Source organism: Herbidospora sakaeratensis (assembly GCF_001570525.1).
In the GTDB taxonomy this organism is placed as follows: Bacteria; Actinomycetota; Actinomycetes; order Streptosporangiales; family Streptosporangiaceae; genus Herbidospora; species Herbidospora sakaeratensis.
The window spans coordinates 278,860-294,836 of sequence record NZ_BBXC01000012.1; the positions used below are offsets into that span (position 1 = coordinate 278,860).

Annotated in this window: 13 protein-coding genes and 1 tRNA gene; 8 read left to right on the forward strand and 6 right to left on the reverse strand. The window is 70.3% G+C overall.

Annotated features, from left to right (window positions below; genetic code table 11):
- Positions 1-5 precede the first annotated feature (5 nt).
- From AW271_RS20120 to AW271_RS20130, 3 genes are all read left to right on the forward strand, one after another.
- Positions 6-797 (forward strand): uracil-DNA glycosylase, encoded by a 792-nt coding sequence (locus tag AW271_RS20120; RefSeq protein WP_062338922.1) that lies wholly within the window; start codon positions 6-8, stop codon positions 795-797.
- Between the two features lie 354 nt (positions 798-1,151).
- Positions 1,152-2,468: an NAD(P)/FAD-dependent oxidoreductase gene (locus AW271_RS20125; protein WP_062338923.1), complete on the forward strand. Its 1,317-nt coding sequence runs from the start codon at positions 1,152-1,154 to the stop codon at positions 2,466-2,468.
- A 218-nt stretch (positions 2,469-2,686) separates the two neighbouring features.
- Positions 2,687-2,759 (forward strand) — tRNA-Leu (locus tag AW271_RS20130).
- 811 nt (positions 2,760-3,570) lie between these two features.
- On the opposite strand, the gene AW271_RS20135 is transcribed toward AW271_RS20130, so the two are convergent.
- Positions 3,571-4,860 carry an ATP-binding protein gene (locus AW271_RS20135; protein ID WP_062338924.1) on the reverse strand — a complete coding sequence of 430 codons (1,290 nt, stop codon included), beginning with the start codon at positions 4,858-4,860 and terminating at the stop codon, positions 3,571-3,573.
- The gene (locus AW271_RS20140; RefSeq protein ID WP_062338925.1) at positions 4,857-5,813 is read right to left on the reverse strand and encodes a DUF418 domain-containing protein; all 957 of its coding nucleotides are present in this window, start codon (positions 5,811-5,813) and stop codon (positions 4,857-4,859) included. The genes AW271_RS20135 and AW271_RS20140 overlap by 4 nt, the downstream gene beginning before the upstream one ends.
- Before the next feature lie 175 nt (positions 5,814-5,988).
- On the opposite strand from AW271_RS20140, the gene AW271_RS20145 reads away from it, so the two are divergent.
- The 4 genes from AW271_RS20145 (at position 5,989) to AW271_RS20160 (ending at position 9,637) form a co-directional block, all read left to right on the forward strand.
- Positions 5,989-7,893, forward strand: a complete 1,905-nt coding sequence (locus AW271_RS20145) for a glycoside hydrolase family 15 protein (RefSeq protein WP_062338926.1) — start codon at positions 5,989-5,991, stop codon at positions 7,891-7,893.
- An 86-nt stretch (positions 7,894-7,979) separates the two neighbouring features.
- A complete protein-coding gene (locus tag AW271_RS20150) occupies positions 7,980-8,774 on the forward strand; it encodes a Bax inhibitor-1/YccA family protein (RefSeq protein ID WP_062338927.1) in 795 nt (264 codons plus the stop codon).
- 167 nt (positions 8,775-8,941) lie between these two features.
- On the forward strand, positions 8,942-9,169 hold the full coding sequence (locus AW271_RS20155) for a DUF4287 domain-containing protein (protein ID WP_030451949.1): 228 nt from the start codon (positions 8,942-8,944) through the stop codon (positions 9,167-9,169).
- A 57-nt stretch (positions 9,170-9,226) separates the two neighbouring features.
- Positions 9,227-9,637, forward strand: coding sequence for a PPOX class F420-dependent oxidoreductase (locus AW271_RS20160; RefSeq protein WP_062338928.1), 411 nt, complete (start codon positions 9,227-9,229; stop codon positions 9,635-9,637).
- Here AW271_RS20160 and AW271_RS20165 read toward each other — a convergent pair.
- The 3 genes from AW271_RS20165 to AW271_RS20175 all read right to left on the reverse strand — a co-directional run bounded on the left by AW271_RS20165 (position 9,634) and on the right by AW271_RS20175 (position 13,329).
- The gene (locus tag AW271_RS20165) at positions 9,634-10,854 is read right to left on the reverse strand and encodes an acetyl-CoA C-acetyltransferase (RefSeq protein ID WP_062338929.1); all 1,221 of its coding nucleotides are present in this window, start codon (positions 10,852-10,854) and stop codon (positions 9,634-9,636) included. The genes AW271_RS20160 and AW271_RS20165 overlap by 4 nt on opposite strands.
- 107 nt (positions 10,855-10,961) lie before the next feature.
- The gene (locus tag AW271_RS20170; RefSeq protein WP_245653120.1) at positions 10,962-12,302 is read right to left on the reverse strand and encodes an outer membrane protein assembly factor BamB family protein; all 1,341 of its coding nucleotides are present in this window, start codon (positions 12,300-12,302) and stop codon (positions 10,962-10,964) included.
- A 49-nt stretch (positions 12,303-12,351) separates the two neighbouring features.
- Positions 12,352-13,329: an SGNH/GDSL hydrolase family protein gene (locus tag AW271_RS20175; RefSeq protein WP_062338931.1), complete on the reverse strand. Its 978-nt coding sequence runs from the start codon at positions 13,327-13,329 to the stop codon at positions 12,352-12,354.
- A gap of 119 nt (positions 13,330-13,448) precedes the next feature.
- Here AW271_RS20175 and AW271_RS20180 point away from each other — a divergent pair, with 119 nt between their 5' ends.
- The gene (locus AW271_RS20180) at positions 13,449-14,819 is read left to right on the forward strand and encodes a cystathionine beta-synthase (RefSeq protein WP_062339126.1); all 1,371 of its coding nucleotides are present in this window, start codon (positions 13,449-13,451) and stop codon (positions 14,817-14,819) included.
- Here AW271_RS20180 and AW271_RS20185 read toward each other — a convergent pair.
- Positions 14,805-15,965: a sensor histidine kinase gene (locus tag AW271_RS20185; RefSeq protein ID WP_062338932.1), complete on the reverse strand. Its 1,161-nt coding sequence runs from the start codon at positions 15,963-15,965 to the stop codon at positions 14,805-14,807. The genes AW271_RS20180 and AW271_RS20185 overlap by 15 nt on opposite strands.
- Between the last annotated feature and the right edge of the window lie 12 nt (positions 15,966-15,977).

Below are 15,977 nucleotides of genomic sequence, written 5' to 3' on the forward strand. Positions count from 1 at the left end.
GGGCCATGAGTTTCGTACCTCCCGGCACCGGCTGGCCGGACGACCCGGCCACGCTCTCGACCCCCGTCGCGACCACGCCGGCGGAGGTGGCCGACCTGGCCGCGCACAGCCCGTCGATCGGCGAACTGACCGCCCGCCAGTCGGTCTGCCGCGCCTGCCCCCGGCTGGTGGCCTGGCGGGAGGAGGTGGCCGACGTGAAACGCAGGGCGTACCAGAACGAGACCTACTGGGGACGCCCCATCGCCGGCTGGGGCGACGACGATCCGAAGGTCCTGATCGTGGGCCTGGCCCCGGCCGCCCACGGCGGCAACCGCACCGGCCGCATCTTCACCGGCGACCGCAGCGGCGACTGGCTCTTCGCCTCCCTCTACCGCACGGGCCTGGCCGCCCAGCCGACGAGCGTGCACGCGGGCGACGGCCAGCGCCTGATCGGGGCCCGCATGGTCGCCGCCGTCCGCTGCGCGCCCCCCGCCAACAAGCCGACCCCGCAGGAGCGCGACACCTGCTTCCCGTGGTTGCTCCAGGAGCTCCGTTCTGTCCGCCCCCGCGTCGTGGTGGCCCTGGGGGGTTTCGCCTGGCAGGCGATCTGGCCGGCGCTGAAGGCGGCCGGTTACGGCCTGCCGAGCCCCCGCCCTGCGTTCGGCCACGGGGTGGAGGTGCCCCTGACCCCACCGACCCCGGCCGACGGGGAGACGACGTTGATCGGCTGCTACCACCCAAGCCAGCAGAACACCTTCACCGGCCGAGTGACGGAAGCGATGCTGGACGCGATCTTCACCCGCGCCGCCGGCCTGTGAGAGGCCCTGACGGCCCCGGAGGAGCTTCGCCCGGCATTCGGCGCTCCGCGCCGGATATTTCCGGCTATGTGCCACCCACCGAGTCGGGTCGTCTCGGTTGGTGAACGCGGGCGCCGGCGGCCTCTGAGCGCCCCTGCGTTCTCCCAGGTCACCGGGCTTGTGAATTGCTTCACATGTGTGAAGTCGGTCACGTTCGAAAATTTGGGCAAAGTTCGCACGTCAAGTCGTACCGAAAATTCCTGATCTGGAAAGTTCGGTCAAGTTCCCTTGGGAAGGGATTGGCTTCGCATGGTGTTGTTCAGGTAGCTTGTGAATGCTTTCACAAGCGATCGGCACACACGAAGGGCATCCGTGATGGACCGCACGTCGAAGCACATCGTCATCGTTGGCGGTGGATACGTGGGCATGTACACCGGCCTGCGGCTCCAGCGCACCCTCCGTCGCGAACTGCGGAACGGCTCGGTCCGCATCACGCTCATCGACCCGCAGTCCTACATGACCTACCAGCCGTTCCTGCCGGAGGCGGCGGCGGGGAGCATCTCGCCGCGGCACGTCGTCGCGCCGCTGCGCCGGGTGCTGCCGAAGATCCGGATCCTCAACGGCAAGGTCGCCAAGGTCAACCACGAGCAGCGGGAGCTGACGTTCGAGCCGATCGTGGGCGAGCCCCGCGAGATCGGCTACGACGTCGTGGTCATGGCGGCCGGGTCGGTCTCGCGCACGCTGCCGATCCCGGGGCTCGCCGACGCGGCCATCGGGTTCAAGTCGGTCGGCGAGGCCATCGCGCTGCGCAACCGGGTGCTGGCCCTGCTCGACCGGGCCGAGTCGGCCGACGACGAGGACGTGCGGCGCCGGGCGCTCACCTTCGTCGTGGTCGGCGGCGGGTTCGCCGGGATCGAGGCGCTGGCCGAGCTCCAGGACATGACCGACGACGCCATCTCCTACTACCCGTCGATCAAGAAGAGCGACCTGCGGTGGGTGCTGATCGAGGCGACCGACCGCATCCTGCCCGAGGTCGGGCCCGAGATGGGCACCTGGACCGCCGAGCAGCTGCGCGAGCGCGGCATCGAGCTGAAGATGTCGACCCGGCTGAACTCGGTCGTCGGCGGGCAGGTCGAGACCAGCGACGGCGACTCCTTCGAGGCGGCGACCGTCGTGTGGACGGCCGGCGTGAAGGCCGCCCCGATCGTGCTCTCGGGCGACCTCCCGCTCGACGAGCGCGGCCGCATCAAGACGACCACCCAGCTCACCGTCAGCGGCGTCGAGGGCGCCTTCGCGGCCGGCGACGTGGCGGGCGTGCCCGACCTCACCCACCCGGGGGAGTACTGCGCGCCCAACGCCCAGCACGCCGTCCGCCAGGCCAAGGTCCTCGGCGACAACGTCACCGCCTACCTGCGCGGCCGTCCGCTCAAGGACTACAAGCACAAGTACGTCGGCTCGGTCGCCGGACTGGGCCTGCACAAGGGCGTCGCGAACGTCTACGGAGTCAAGCTGCGCGGCTGGCCCGCGTGGTTCATGCACCGGACCTACCACCTGTCGCGGGTGCCGACCACCAACCGGAAGGTCCGCGTCATGGCCGACTGGACCCTCTCGTTGTTCTTCCGCCGGGAGACGGTCTCGCTCGGTGAGATCGAGCACCCCCGCGACCAGTTCAGAGCCGCTGCCGCCGGGTAACCCCGGCATCTCCCTTTGTTAACGGCCCGCGCCTACCATCAGGCGCGGGCCGTTATCACATTGCAAGGCGAGAAGGGAACGGGGATGGTTGTTTCATCCCGTTTCGCTGGCCATTCTCCCTGCTACTGTATTGCCGCCCAGTTTGATGGATCGTACGGGGGATGCGGCGTAAGGTCTCACCAGTTACAGTTGTGCGCTCCGTGACGTATGATCGCGGCGCCCCCGTAGCCCAATGGCAGAGGCAAGCCCCTTAAAAGGGCTTTAGTGCGGGTTCGAGTCCCGCCGGGGGCACCGTTTGGTGGCGTAATTCGGCCCGTGACCAGCAGAAATGCGGTCGCGGGCCGTTGTGATTCCAGGGTGGCCGTTTCGGGGTGCCCGAACTGACCTGCGACGATGATCGTCGGGGGGTCGGGACCCGCCCGTCGCGGGGGCCCGTCAGCGCTCCCGTCAAGCCTCGGAACCCCGTCGCGCACGCCGGATCCGGGCGCCGGGACCGCCGCCTCGGCGGGGTCCTGTCAGGGTGGCCGGTGGAGACGCGCGGGCGGGCTCGGCCCCGGTCGCCCGTCGGGCCTTGCCTTGAGGGGAGAATCCCATTCCGTGCCCGAATGTCGGGCTCTCCCTTTTGGCCAGTGGCGGAAAGACCGAGAGCCCTACTAGGGGCCGCCGGATAATTGCTGATCAGGAATTGCCGGGTTGTGACGGGTTGGCGCACCCTATTTAGCGAGAGCCCCAGCGGCCCGCTTTTGTCGGCAGGTGGAGGAATGGCATTCGTCCGCACACGGCGACTTTTCCGGCCGGGCGCCAGACTGCTCAGTCTGACCGGTTGGGACACATTTATTCGTGCTGTATTGCTGATGCAATTCGGGAGACCTGGCAGTGTGTCGGCGAACACCGGTTTCCGCAGGTGAGAGGTGGTCTGGGCCGGGCTGTGGCGATCTTGCCGACCATTCGCGACGGCCTGGGAAAAGGGGCGGTGGCGGGTGCCCGCCGGTTCGGTTCCACGAAATGGGTAAAGTTTCCGTCAAGCCCTCCGGGAACCGTCAGGTAACACCAGTCACTTTGGTGACCGGCCCTTTCTTGGCCGATAGTTGCCAGGTTCCGTTCAGGTAGCGGCGGCCAGGGCCGATCTCACCGCCTCGGGCAGGTCGGGTGAGTCGACCGCGTCGACCTCGTCGCGGTTCCAGTGGCGGGCCGCGACCAGCTTCGCCATCGGCTCGGCCAGCCCGTCGCCCACCAGGCAGCAGACGGCCCTGGGCAGCAGCAGGTCGTGGGAGGCGGCCAGCCGCAGGAACGCCGCCGCGGCCTCCGTAGACTCGTCCGCGACGATGCCGAGCCACCACAACGCCCGCCGGGCGTCCTGCCACGACAGGTCGCGGGTGACCGTGCCGATGAGGCCCGGCCGCGCCGCCGCGACCTCCGCCAGCAACCGGGCGGCGACCAGGACGGGCCGCAGCGGTTCGCCCATCACCCACCCGGGCACCAGCCCGCCCCGAAGCCGGTCGCCCGGCTCGACCACCTTCCGGAGGATCTCCGGCCGCCCTCCCACCAGCAACTCCACCACGACGTCGGCCTGCTTCCCGGCCGACAGGGGCACCGCGTGGGGCCGGGCCGCCAGCCGGGCCCGGTCGACGACGTCGAAGACGGGCCCGGTGAGATCCGGCGCCTCGTCGGGCTCCTCGCCGCCGAACTCGTCGACGGCCAGCGCGTAACAGAGGCCGAGGTCGCCGGGGTCGCCCACCCGGATCACGGGGCCGAACGGGGCCTCCAGCCCGCCGGGACGCCGCGCCTCGGCGATCAACCGGATCGGTCTTCTGCCGTGGTGCTCGCGGAGCTCGGCCAGCAGGAGCGGCACGTCGTCGCGCAGGTCGGCCTCGTCGACCAGGATCAGGGCCGGCCGCCCGGCCGCCGCCAGCTGCCTGATCAGGCCCCGGCTCGGCCCGGGCGCGAGCCGGCCGCACACCCACTCGTGCTCCCGGCTCCGCGCGAACTCGATCATCAGCCGCGACTTGCCGACGCCCGGCGGGCCCGCCACCACCATCAGCGGATCGGCGGCGGGATCGTCGAGCCACGCGCCGAGCCGGGCCGTCTCCTCCTCCCGGCCGACGAAGGGCACCGGGCAGGAGACCGGGTCGACGAGCGACCTGCCGAACCGGGGCGTCTCCCGCAGCGGCAGGAGCGGGATCACCTGCTTCGGCGGCACCGGGCGCGGGGCGTGCCGTGACGGACGCCGCCCTCGCCACCAGATGCCGAACACCACCACACAGGCGCCCGACCCGACCGTGAACCATCCCTCAACCCAGTCGCCCTCCAGGAACCCCCCGAGAGTCCCCTTCAGGGCGAGCACGCCCGCGATGAAGGCCCACCCGAACCAGTCGCGGCCCCGTAATCTCACACCTGATCATCACCCCGGCGGGCCCGTCTTGGATAGGTGACCAGGCGCCACACGTACTCGACCGGTCCCTGCCGGAAGCGCCGCAGCCACAGGGTCGACCACACCCACTGCACGGCCACGACGCCCCCCGCGATGGCCAGCACCGTGCCCGTCGACCAGCTCTCGGCCGTGCCGCCGACCAGGGGCCGCAGCGCCAGCACGAGCAGCGTGGCCGTCAGGTAGTTGGTCAGCGCCATCCGGCCGAGGGGGGCGAACAGGGCGTACAGGAACCCCCGGAGGGGGCTGCGCAGCAGCACCAGGAACAGGCAGACGTAGACGACGGCGGTGGCCAGCCCGGCGGCCGTGAACCACTGGGCGTCGGACGTCTGCAGCCGCCCCAGCACGACGGCCGGCACCAGCGCCGCCCCGCCGACGATCGCCGGAACCTTCGCGGACGAGCCGAGCCGGTCGGCCACCCCGTAGCGGACCAGCGCCGACCCGAGCAGGAACAGGCCGGGGACCACCAGGATCCCGCCGCCGGAGAACAACGCCAGGCCCAGCGCCACCGCCGACAGCACCGCGACCGCCCGGCGGGGCAACCACGTCGACGGCAGCAGCACGACCAGCCCGGCGACGGCGTAGATCGCCAGAATGTCGCCGTCCCAGAACAGTCGATGGACCAGACCGAGCACGAGCAGCGCAAGCAGCCGCCGCGCCAGCACGACGCGCGTGCCGGCCGACTCGTAGAGGAGCCAGAAGCCCATGCCGAACAGCAGTGAGAAGATGGGGAAGAAGCGGTGGTCGACCAGCAGCCCGAGCCACAGGTCGGCCGTGGTGGGCGGCGCGCCGTCGGGCGGCAGCAGCCCGACCGTGGTGGCGATGGGCCTGACGTTGGCGACGAGGATCCCGCAGAGCGCGAAGCCGCGGACGACGTCGAGAGCCACGATGCGTGGCCGGGGGGAAAGCCGTGACATGACGCTGAAGTCTGGTCACGCGGCCGGCCCGGAACCTGACCCGAACGGCCAGATCGAGTTGGCCCGGTTCGTCCTTTCGGCCGACCTGCCGCGAGTCGGCGAGAAATGATCTTGTTGGCGATGATCGCGGCGTATCGTGGCTCGGAACACGGTACGGCGATTGGACGGGTGGAACATGGACACTCTTCACGGATCTTCCCCCTTTCCCCCTATCGCGGATTACGGCTTCCTCTCCGACTGCGAAGTGACCGCACTGGTCGCCAGCAGCGGCAACATCGAATGGCTCTGCCTGCCACGGCTCGACTCCCCGTCGGTTTTCGGCGCGGTGCTCGACCGGGGCGCGGGGCGGTTCCGGCTGGGCCCGGCCGACACGTTCGTGCCGGCCGCCCGCCGATATCTCCCGGGCACGATGGTGCTGGAGACCTCCTGGGGCACCCCCCAGGGCTGGATCATCGTCAGGGACGTCCTGCTCATGGGCCCCTGGCACCACGAGAACGAGCTCTCCCACACCCACCGGAGGGCGCCCACCGACTACGACAGCGACCACGTCCTGCTCCGGACGGTCCGCTGCGTGTCGGGGGAACTGCAGATCACACTGGACTGCGAACCGGTCCTCGACTACGGCCGTAAGCCCGTGAACTGGTCATACACCGGCAGGGGTTACCACCAGGGACTGGCGACCGCAGAGGGCAGTGACCTCAGGCTGAGGCTCACCACCGACATGCGGCTGGGTTTCGAGGCGGGCCGCGCGATGGCCCGGACCCTCATCAAAGAAGGGGAGACGCGCTTCGTCGCGCTCTCCTGGACCGAGCACGAACCCCCGTACACCTTCGAGGACGCGTACAAGCGGCTCGTCTGGACCGCCCACCACTGGCAGCACTGGCTGGCCCGCGGCGACATCCCCGACCACCCCTGGCGCGGCTACCTGGAGCGCAGCGCGCTCACCCTGAAGGGGCTCACGTTCGCCCCGACGGGCGCGCTGGTCGCGGCGGCGACGACCTCGTTGCCGGAGACCCCGGGCGGCGAGCGCAACTGGGACTACCGCTACTCCTGGGTGCGCGACTCGACGTTCGCGCTCTGGGGCCTCTACACGCTCGGCTTCGACTGGGAGGCCGACGACTTCTTCTGGTTCATCGCCGACGTGGCCGAGCGCGACGAGGAACTCCAGATCATGTACGGCGTCGACGGCGAACGCGACCTGACCGAGCGCATCCTCGACCACCTGGAGGGCTACGAGGGCGCCAAACCCGTGCGCATCGGCAACGGCGCGTTCGATCACCGGCAGAACGACGTCTGGGGCGCGGTCCTCGACTCGTTCTACATCCACATCAAGTCGCGCGACCGGCTCGACGACCGGATCTGGCCGATCCTGGTCCGTCAGGTCGAGGCCGCGATGAAGCACTGGCGCGAGACCGACCGGGGCATCTGGGAGGTGCGCGGCGAGCCGCAGCACTTCACCTCCTCCAAGGTCATGTGCTGGGTGGCCATGGACCGGGGCGCGCGGCTGGCCGAACTGCGCGGCGAGCCCGAGCTGGCCGAGACGTGGCAGGCGGTCGCCGACGAGATCAAGGACGACATCTGCACCAACGGCGTCAGCGAGAACGGCATCTTCCGGCAGCACTACGGCACCGACGCGCTCGACGCGTCGCTGCTGCTGATCCCGCTGGTGCGGTTCCTGCCGGCCGACGACCCGAGGGTGCGGGCGACCGTGCTGGCCATCGCCGACGACCTGACGGTCGACGACCTGGTGCTGCGTTACCGCACCAAGGAGACCGACGACGGCCTGGCGGGCGAAGAAGGCACCTTCACGATCTGCTCGTTCTGGCTGGTCAGCGCTCTGGCGGAGATCGGGGAGCTGCAGCGGGCCCGGCGGTTGTGCGAGAAGCTGCTGTCGTTCGCGAGCTCGCTCGGCCTCTACGCGGAGGAGATCGACCCGGTCAGCGGCCGGCAACTGGGGAACTTCCCGCAGGCGTTCACCCACCTGGCCCTGATCAACGCGATCATTCACATCATCCGTGCCGAAAACCATCATCAGCACCCCGGAACTTCCGCGCCGGATCACTCGTTGAGGAGGCGGTGAGAACCATCCCTTGGTCTTGCGGGGTCAGTGACTCCACGGGACCATGGCGAGATAGCTGATCATTGAAACCGCATCGTGGAGGCACGGTGGAGAGCAGAAACCCGATTTTCAGTCGGCGTGGCCCGGTCGGCCAAGGACAGTGGTCGGGGCCGACGCCGAGCCCCCAGCACCTGCAGGACATGTACAACCAGCCGTCCTACGCGCCGCCCACCCCCGTGGGCCGCACGTTGACGATGGACGACGTGGTCATGAAGGGCTTCATCGTCCTCGGCACGCTCATCGCGTCCGCGGGCGTGGCGTGGATCATGAAAGTGGGCATGGGCGTCGCCATCGTCGCCGTCATCGCCGCTTTCATCCTCGGCCTGGTCATCACGTTCAAGCAGAGCACCAACCCGGCGCTGATCCTCGGCTACGCGGTGCTCGAGGGCGTCGCGCTCGGTGCTATCAGCCGGGTGTTCGAGACCTACGTCAGCAGCGGCATCGTGCTCCAGGCCATCGTGGGCACCATGATGGCGGTGCTCGGCGTGCTGGCGGTCTACGCGCTGAACATCTTCCGGCCCACGCCGAAGTTCACGAAGTTCGTGATCGGCGCCGCCATCGCGGCGGTGGGCCTGATCCTGGTCAACCTGATCGTCGGCATCTGGGTGCCCGGCGGTCTGGGCCTGCGTGACGGCGGCCCGCTGGCCATCGCGTTCAGCGTCGGCATGATCCTGCTGGGCATGTTCTTCCTGCTGCTCGACTTCGACGAGATCAACTACGCGGTCCAGAACGGCGCTCCCGAGCGCACGTCCTGGCTGCTCGTCTTCGGGCTGATGCTCAGCATCGTCTGGATCTACCTCGAGGTCCTGCGGCTGCTGTCGTACTTCTCCGGCGACGACTGATCGAACGACGGAAAGCACGCCCCCGGCTGCCGGCCGGGGGCGTTTTTCGTTGTACGACAAGGAACAAAAGATCAACAATTCGTAACGAAGAGATGTCTGTTGGGTCTTGTCAAGCCCCTGGCCGTGAGGCAGTGTCGACTCAAAGAGCCTTATCCGTGGAGGTGCTTATGTCGTTGAACCACTCACCGGAGACCCAAACAAAGCTCATCGCCCGCGTCCCCACGATCACCGGACGCGAACTCCCCGAGTGGTTTCAAGCCATCGACAACGGTCCGTCGTTCTCTCGCTGCGACGAGCGTGCCAACTGGCTCGCCGACGAACACGGGCTGACCCACGGCTACGCCGCCGCCATCGTGCTGGAGCACGAGCGACGCCGACGCGGCCACATTTTCTAAGCGATCTTTCTCGACAGGCGCCCGCGCCCCCTCCGGCGCGGGCGCATCATTGTGTCCATGGACATCAGCAAGGCCCTGGAGTTCGTCCGGGCCAACCACCGCGCGGTTCTGATCACCCGCCACCCCGACGGCCGCATCCAGTCGTCGCCCGTCACGGTCGGAGTCGACGCCGATGACCACGTCGTGATCAGCAGCCGCGAGAGCGCCGTCAAGACCCGGAACGTGCGGCACACCCCCGAGGTCGTGCTCACGGTCATGACCGACGCGTTCTACGGCCAGTGGCTCCAGTTGGAGGGCACGGCCGACGTGGTCTCGCTGCCCGAGGCGATGGAGCCGCTGGTCGACTACTACCGAGGCATCAGCGGCGAACACCCCGACTGGGACGACTACCGCGCCGCGATGGAGCGGGACCGGCGAGTGATCATGCGCGTAACCGTCACCAAGGCCGGTCCCGACTTCCACGGTTAGGAGAGCCGCTCCACGACCATCGCCATGCCCTGGCCGCCGCCGACGCACATCGTCTCCAGGCCGATGGTCTTGTCGTGGAAACGCAGGCTGTTCAGCAGCGTCGAGGTGATGCGCGCCCCGGTCATCCCGAAGGGGTGGCCGACGGCGATGGCGCCGCCGTTCACGTTGAGCCGGTCGAGGTCGATCCCGAGGTCCTGGTACGACGGGATCACCTGGGCCGCGAACGCCTCGTTGATCTCCACCAGGTCGACGTCGCCGATCGCCATGCCGGCCTTGGCCAGCGCCTTCTTCGACGCCTCGACCGGGCCCAGGCCCATGATCTCGGGCGACAGGCCGGTGACGCCGGTCGACACGATCCGGGCCAGCGGGGTGATGCCGAGCTGGGCGGCCTTGACGTCACTCATGATCACCACGGCGGCGGCGCCGTCGTTGAGCGGGCAGCAGTTGCCCGCGGTGACCGTGCCGTCGGGGCGGAAGACCGGCTTGAGCTGCGAGACCGCCTCGTAGGTGGTGCCCGCGCGGGGGCCGTCGTCCTTGCTGACGACGGTGCCGTCGGGCAGCGTGACCGGCGTGATGTCGGTCTCCCAGAAGCCGTTGGCCAGCGCCTTCTCGGCCAGGTTCTGCGACCGCACACCGAACTCGTCCTGCTCGCGGCGGCTGACGCCCCGGGAGGAGGCGACGTTCTCGGCGGTCTGGCCCATCGCCATGTAGATGTCGGGCACGTTCCCGTCGTCGCGGGGGTCGTGCCACGGGGGCGTGCCGCCCGCGGCGGCGGCCTCGGTGCGCGCCTTGGCGTCGAGGAAGCGGGAGTTGCGGGTGTCGGGCCACGAGTCGGCGGCGCCCTTGACGAACCGCGACACGCACTCGACGCCGGCCGAGACGAACACGTCGCCCTCGCCCGCCTTGATCGCGTGGAACGCCATGCGGGTCGTCTGGAGCGAGGAGGAGCAGTAGCGGTTGACGGTGGTGCCCGGCACCCCGTCGAGCCCGAGCAGCACGGTCACCACCCGGGCCAGGTTGAAGCCCTGCTCACCGGCCGGCTGGCCGGTGCCGAGCAGCAGGTCGTCGATCTCGTGCGGGTCGAGCTGCGGCACCTTCGCCAGCGCCGCCGTGACCATCTGGACGGTCAGGTCGTCGGCGCGGATCTCCTTGAGCGATCCCTTGTTGGCGCGGCCGATGGGGGAGCGGGCGGTCGCGACGATGACTGCCTCAGGCATGGGGGCTCTCCAGTGTGACGGCGGACCTCTCCCCGGAGGCTACTACCTGGTATTCCAGAAATCGGCGGCAGGGTGCCAGAAAACAGAACTTTGTACTGGTGCACAACTCAGCCGTACATGCCGGGCAGGGTCGTGGTGGCGTCCTTGACGCCGTGGAGGGCGCCCTTCTCGTCGCGCCACAGGCGCCAGCCGTTCTGGGCGCCGGTGAACCAGGCCGGCGGGGCGCCCGCGTCGCTGGTGCGCTTGCCGGTGGCCAGGTCGAACTCGCAGAGCGAGGCGACGGAGTAGAACCCGGCGGCGGCCTTGCCCAGCGGCTGCGGGTCGGTCACGCAGAACGACCAGCTGCGGATGCCCTTGACCTGGGTGGCCTGGCCGCTCGACAGGTCGAAGGCCGAGCCGGGCGCGTTGTGCTTGAGGAAGCCGAGCGTGTTCATCGCCTGCGGGAACGCCAGCCACCAGCCCGAACCGGGCACCTGGGTGGCGGTGATCTGCCCCATCACCCGGCCGCTCTGCCCGTCGAGCCGGGCGAACCCGCCGTAGGTGCCCTGGCCGTCGACCGGCCGCACCACCGGCGACACCGCCGGGTTGCCGCTCGGGTAGACCCGCACCACCGACGGCCGCACCCAGTCGATCACCCCGTCGGCCAGCCGGATCGAGAACATGCCGAACGTGGAGGTCTTCCCGCTCTTCGGGTGCGTGTACGGGGCGATGTAGCCCACCAGCCGGTCGCCCGACACCCCGAACGCCCAGCCGCCCGACAGGTCGACCCCGTTCCCGAGGGCCGCCTGCACCGGCTGCTGCCACAGGGGGGTGCCGTCCTTCAGCGAGTAGGCCTCCACGACCGGGTCGGCCGCCAGGCGCAGGATGACGACGTGCTTGTCGTCGGACCACTCGACCTCGGCGATGCCGGGCATCTTCCACACGACCTTGCCGGTCTTCGGGTCGAGCACGATCATGCGCGCGTTGGCCAGGGCGGTGTGCTCCGACATGCAGACGTACGCGCCGCACCGCTGCGGCCCGAACGTCGAGTGGACCGGCCGGGTCCAGAGCTGCTTGCCGGTACGCGCGTCGCGCGCGATCAGCGTCGCGTTCCAGCGGCCCTGCTTGGCCGGGTCGAGGGCGACCACGACCCCCTGGCCGGGGGCGGTCTCGACGGTGGCGGGGGCCTGCACCCCCATGCCGGGCAGCCGCCCGGCCATCGTCGCGGGCTGGGCCCAGAGCTTCTTCCCGCTGGTCAGCTCGACGGCCACGGTCTCCAGGTTCCCGTCGGCCCGCATCGACGTCAGAGCCGCCACCCCGGCTCCCGTGGTGGTCCGGCTGACCATGTTGACCTGGGTGTTGTGCCAGGTCGGGAACGTGGCGGGGGCGATGGCGGCGTCACTGCCCGAGCAGGCGGCCAGGGCTCCACAGGTGAGCAGGGCGAGCGCGAGGGCATGGGGCCGTATCAAGATTCACTCCTCCAGGGGGTGACGGCCCGGACGCCGAGGGTGACCGGATCTAGGTGTGCGGAGACACCGCGTCACGCCTGCGGCGGAGCAGCATGGCCCACCGTCCGTGGGGACCGACCGCCCGGCCTGCGACGCGGGTCGCGGTGACCTCGGTTCCGGGTTCCTCAACGGCCATCGCCGCCAGAAGGTATTGCGAGCCTTCGACGCGCTCGGGGGAGGGCTCTGGCCACAGGTCGAGCGCGGCGCATACAGAAGGTAGCACTGTGTAAGCGGCCTGTAGGTAGCCTCGGGCACTTGGATGGAATCGATCGGGTCCGAACATTTCTGCCGGATTTGTCATGAACGACGGTCCGAGCAGGTCGGCGAAGCTGACCGTGCGCCCGCCCGCCTCGATCACCGCGATCGTCTGCGCCGCGGCGAGCTGACGGCTCCACCGGCGCGTCACCCAGCGCAACGGCTGGGCGATCGGCCGGACCGTGCCGAGATCGGGGCAGGTGCCCACGACCACCTGCGCGCCCGACTCGCGCAGCCGCCTGACGGCGTCCTGGAGGTGGCGGACCGCCGTGGCCGGGCGGGTCTGGGTGGTGACGTCGTTGGCGCCGATGAAGATGACCGCCAGGTCGGGAGCGGCGTCGAGAGCCCGGTCGACCTGGGCGTCGAGGTCGCGGGAGATCGCGCCCGACCGGCCGACGACGGTCAGCCGGACCGGCCGCTCGGCCAGCGCGGCCAGGCCGAGGGCCAGGTTCACGCCCGGGGTGTCCTTCGGATCGGTCATGCCGAGGCCGACCGAGGTCGAGTCGCCGAGCACCACCATGGAGATCGGCTCGCCGGCCCGGTCGCCGTAGAGGCCGTCGGCGTACGGGCCGTCCTCGGAGACCGGGCGGCCGACGAGCCGGCGGGCGAGCACGCCCTCGGCCAGCAGGAGCGCGTAGGTCGCCGCGCCGAGGGCGGTCACGCCGCCCCCGCCCAGCGCCGCCGCCGTCGCGATGCGCCTGGCGGCCCGCGCCGCACCCGGAGTCCAGATCACCGGCCCAACCCCCTATACGGTGTGAGGTGAAAACTAGCCGAGCCCCGGCCACCCTCTCCGGGCTGCGGCAGCCGTCCGGCCGACAAAGCTTCGGCAAAGAACGCAAGGTGGTTCTCGCGGTGCGCGTACACGACTCGCTGATCGAGCTGATGGGGAACACCCCGCTCGTGAGGCTCCGCAAGGTGACGGCGGGCGCGCCGGCGCAGGTGCTGGCGAAGGTCGAATACTTCAACCCCGGCGGGTCGGTCAAAGACCGCATCGCGCTGCGCATGGTCGAGGCGGCCGAGCGCAGTGGCGCGCTCAAGCCGGGCGGCACGATCGTCGAGCCGACCTCGGGCAACACCGGGGTGGGTCTGGCCATCGTGGCGCAGGAGAAGGGCTACAAGTGCCTATTCGTCTGCCCCGACAAGGTCGCCAACGACAAGATCGCCGTGCTGCGCGCCTACGGCGCCGAGGTCGTGGTCTGCCCGACCGCCGTCTCGCCCGACCACCCCGACTCCTACTACTCGGTCTCCGACCGCCTCGCGCGCGAGGTGCCGAACGCCTGGAAGCCCGACCAGTACAGCAACCCCGAGAACCCGGCCAGCCACTACCACTCGACCGGCCCGGAGATCTGGGAGCAGACCGAGGGCCGCATCACCCACTTCGTGGCGGGCGTCGGCACCGGCGGCACGATCAGCGGCACCGGCAGGTACCTCAAGGAGGTCTCGAACGGCCGCGTGAAGATCATCGGCGCCGACCCCGAGGGCTCGGTCTACTCGGGCGGCACCGGCCGTCCCTACCTGGTCGAGGGCGTCGGCGAGGACATCTGGCCGGCCACCTACGACACCACGATCTGCGACGAGATCATCGCGGTCTCCGACCGCGACTCGTTCGGCATGACCCGGCGGCTGGCCCGTGAGGAGGCGCTGCTGGTCGGCGGCTCGTGCGGGATGGCCACGGTCGCGGCGGTCCGGGTGGCCCGCAACGCCGGCCCCGACGACGTCGTGGTGGTGCTGCTGCCCGACAGCGGGCGCGGCTACCTGTCGAAGATCTTCAACGACGAGTGGATGGCCGACTACGGCTTCCTGTCCACGGCGGCCGACGAGCACGCCGTCGGCGAGGTGCTCGTGCGCAAGGGCGGGGTGCTGCCCCAGTTCGTCCACGTGCACCCCCACGAGACCGTGTCCACGGCGATCGCGATCATGCGCGAGTACGGCGTCTCCCAGCTCCCCGTCATGAAGGAGGAGCCGCCGGTCATGGCCGCCGAGGTGGTCGGCTCGATCGTCGAGCGCGACCTGCTCGACGGCCTCTACCGGGGCAAGGTGCACGCCGACGACCCGCTGGGCGACCACATGTCGGCCCCGCTGCCGATGGTCGGCTCGGGCGAGGCGGTGGCCCGCGCCATCGAGGCGCTGGAGAAGGCCGACGCCGCGGTCGTGCTCGAAGACGGCAAGCCCGCCGGCCTCGTCACCAGGCAGGACCTGCTCGCCTTCCTATCGGGCCGGTAGGGGGACCACCGCGGCCACCTCCCACAGGTGCCCGGCCACCGGGCCGGCGATGAGGTGGCCGCCCATCGTCTCCACCCGTTCGGCCATGCCCACCAGGCCGAAGCCGCCGCCGAGCCGCGACAGCCGAGGGTCGGCGGCCGACAGGGGGTTGGCGACGCGCAGCCGCACCGAGTCGTCGAAGGTGGTGAGCCGCACCTCCACCCACGGCGTGTGCGGGGCGTGGCGGCGGATGTTGGTGAGCGACTCGGTCAGCACCCGGTGCAGCGTGGTCAGCACCTCCGGGGCCAGCGTCAGCGACGAGACGCCCGGCCCGAGGTCGAAGGTGGCGGCCGGGGAGAACTGGCCGACCATGGTGCGCAGGTCGTCGAGGGTGACGCCGACGTTGCGGGTGGCGTGGTCGTCGGCCCGGAGCACGCCGACCAGCCGCCGCATCGAGGCCAGGGCCTCGCTGCCCGCTCCGGCGATGGCGTCGAGCGCCGGGAGCACCGCCTCGGGGTGGGTCTCGCCGACCGTCCGGGCCGCCTGGGCCTGGACGACGATGCCGGTGATGTGGTGGGCGACCAGGTCGTGCAGCTCCCGGGCGAGTTCGAGGCGCTCGCCCCGCCTGACCCGCTCCTCGCCGACCTTGCGGCGCTCCTGCTGGACGCGCAGATACCCGCCGATCCCCGCGCCGGCCCCCCACCCGAGCAGGTAGACGATCGTGGCCGCCTGCGTGGCGGCGCTCGCGTAGCCGTCGGCCGGCCCCTCGAACCGCAGGGACGGCATGCTGAGCAGCACGACCAGGATCCCGGCCGCGAGGACGACGGCGTTCCTGATCGGCTCCACCCGCCGCAGCACGGTGATCGTCAGCACCATGAACGCGCCCGCCTCGGTGAACCCCACCGCCCGCAGGTCGGGCTCGCCGCCCACGATCGTCGACAACGACAACGACGCCGCGATCAGTCCCACCGTCACCAGCAGGGTGCGCCGTTTGCGCAGCAGCACCGCCAGGATGCCGGCGCCGCCGCCGACGAAGCAGACGACCGCCCCCGCGCTGCTCGCCGGCGCCGTCACCAGGATGGTGTCGAACACCCAGAGCAGGCCGAGCAGGCCCAGCAGCGCTATCTCGCCGACCCGTTGCGTCCAGGTGCTCAGTCGTTCCCACACGACCGCAGAGGC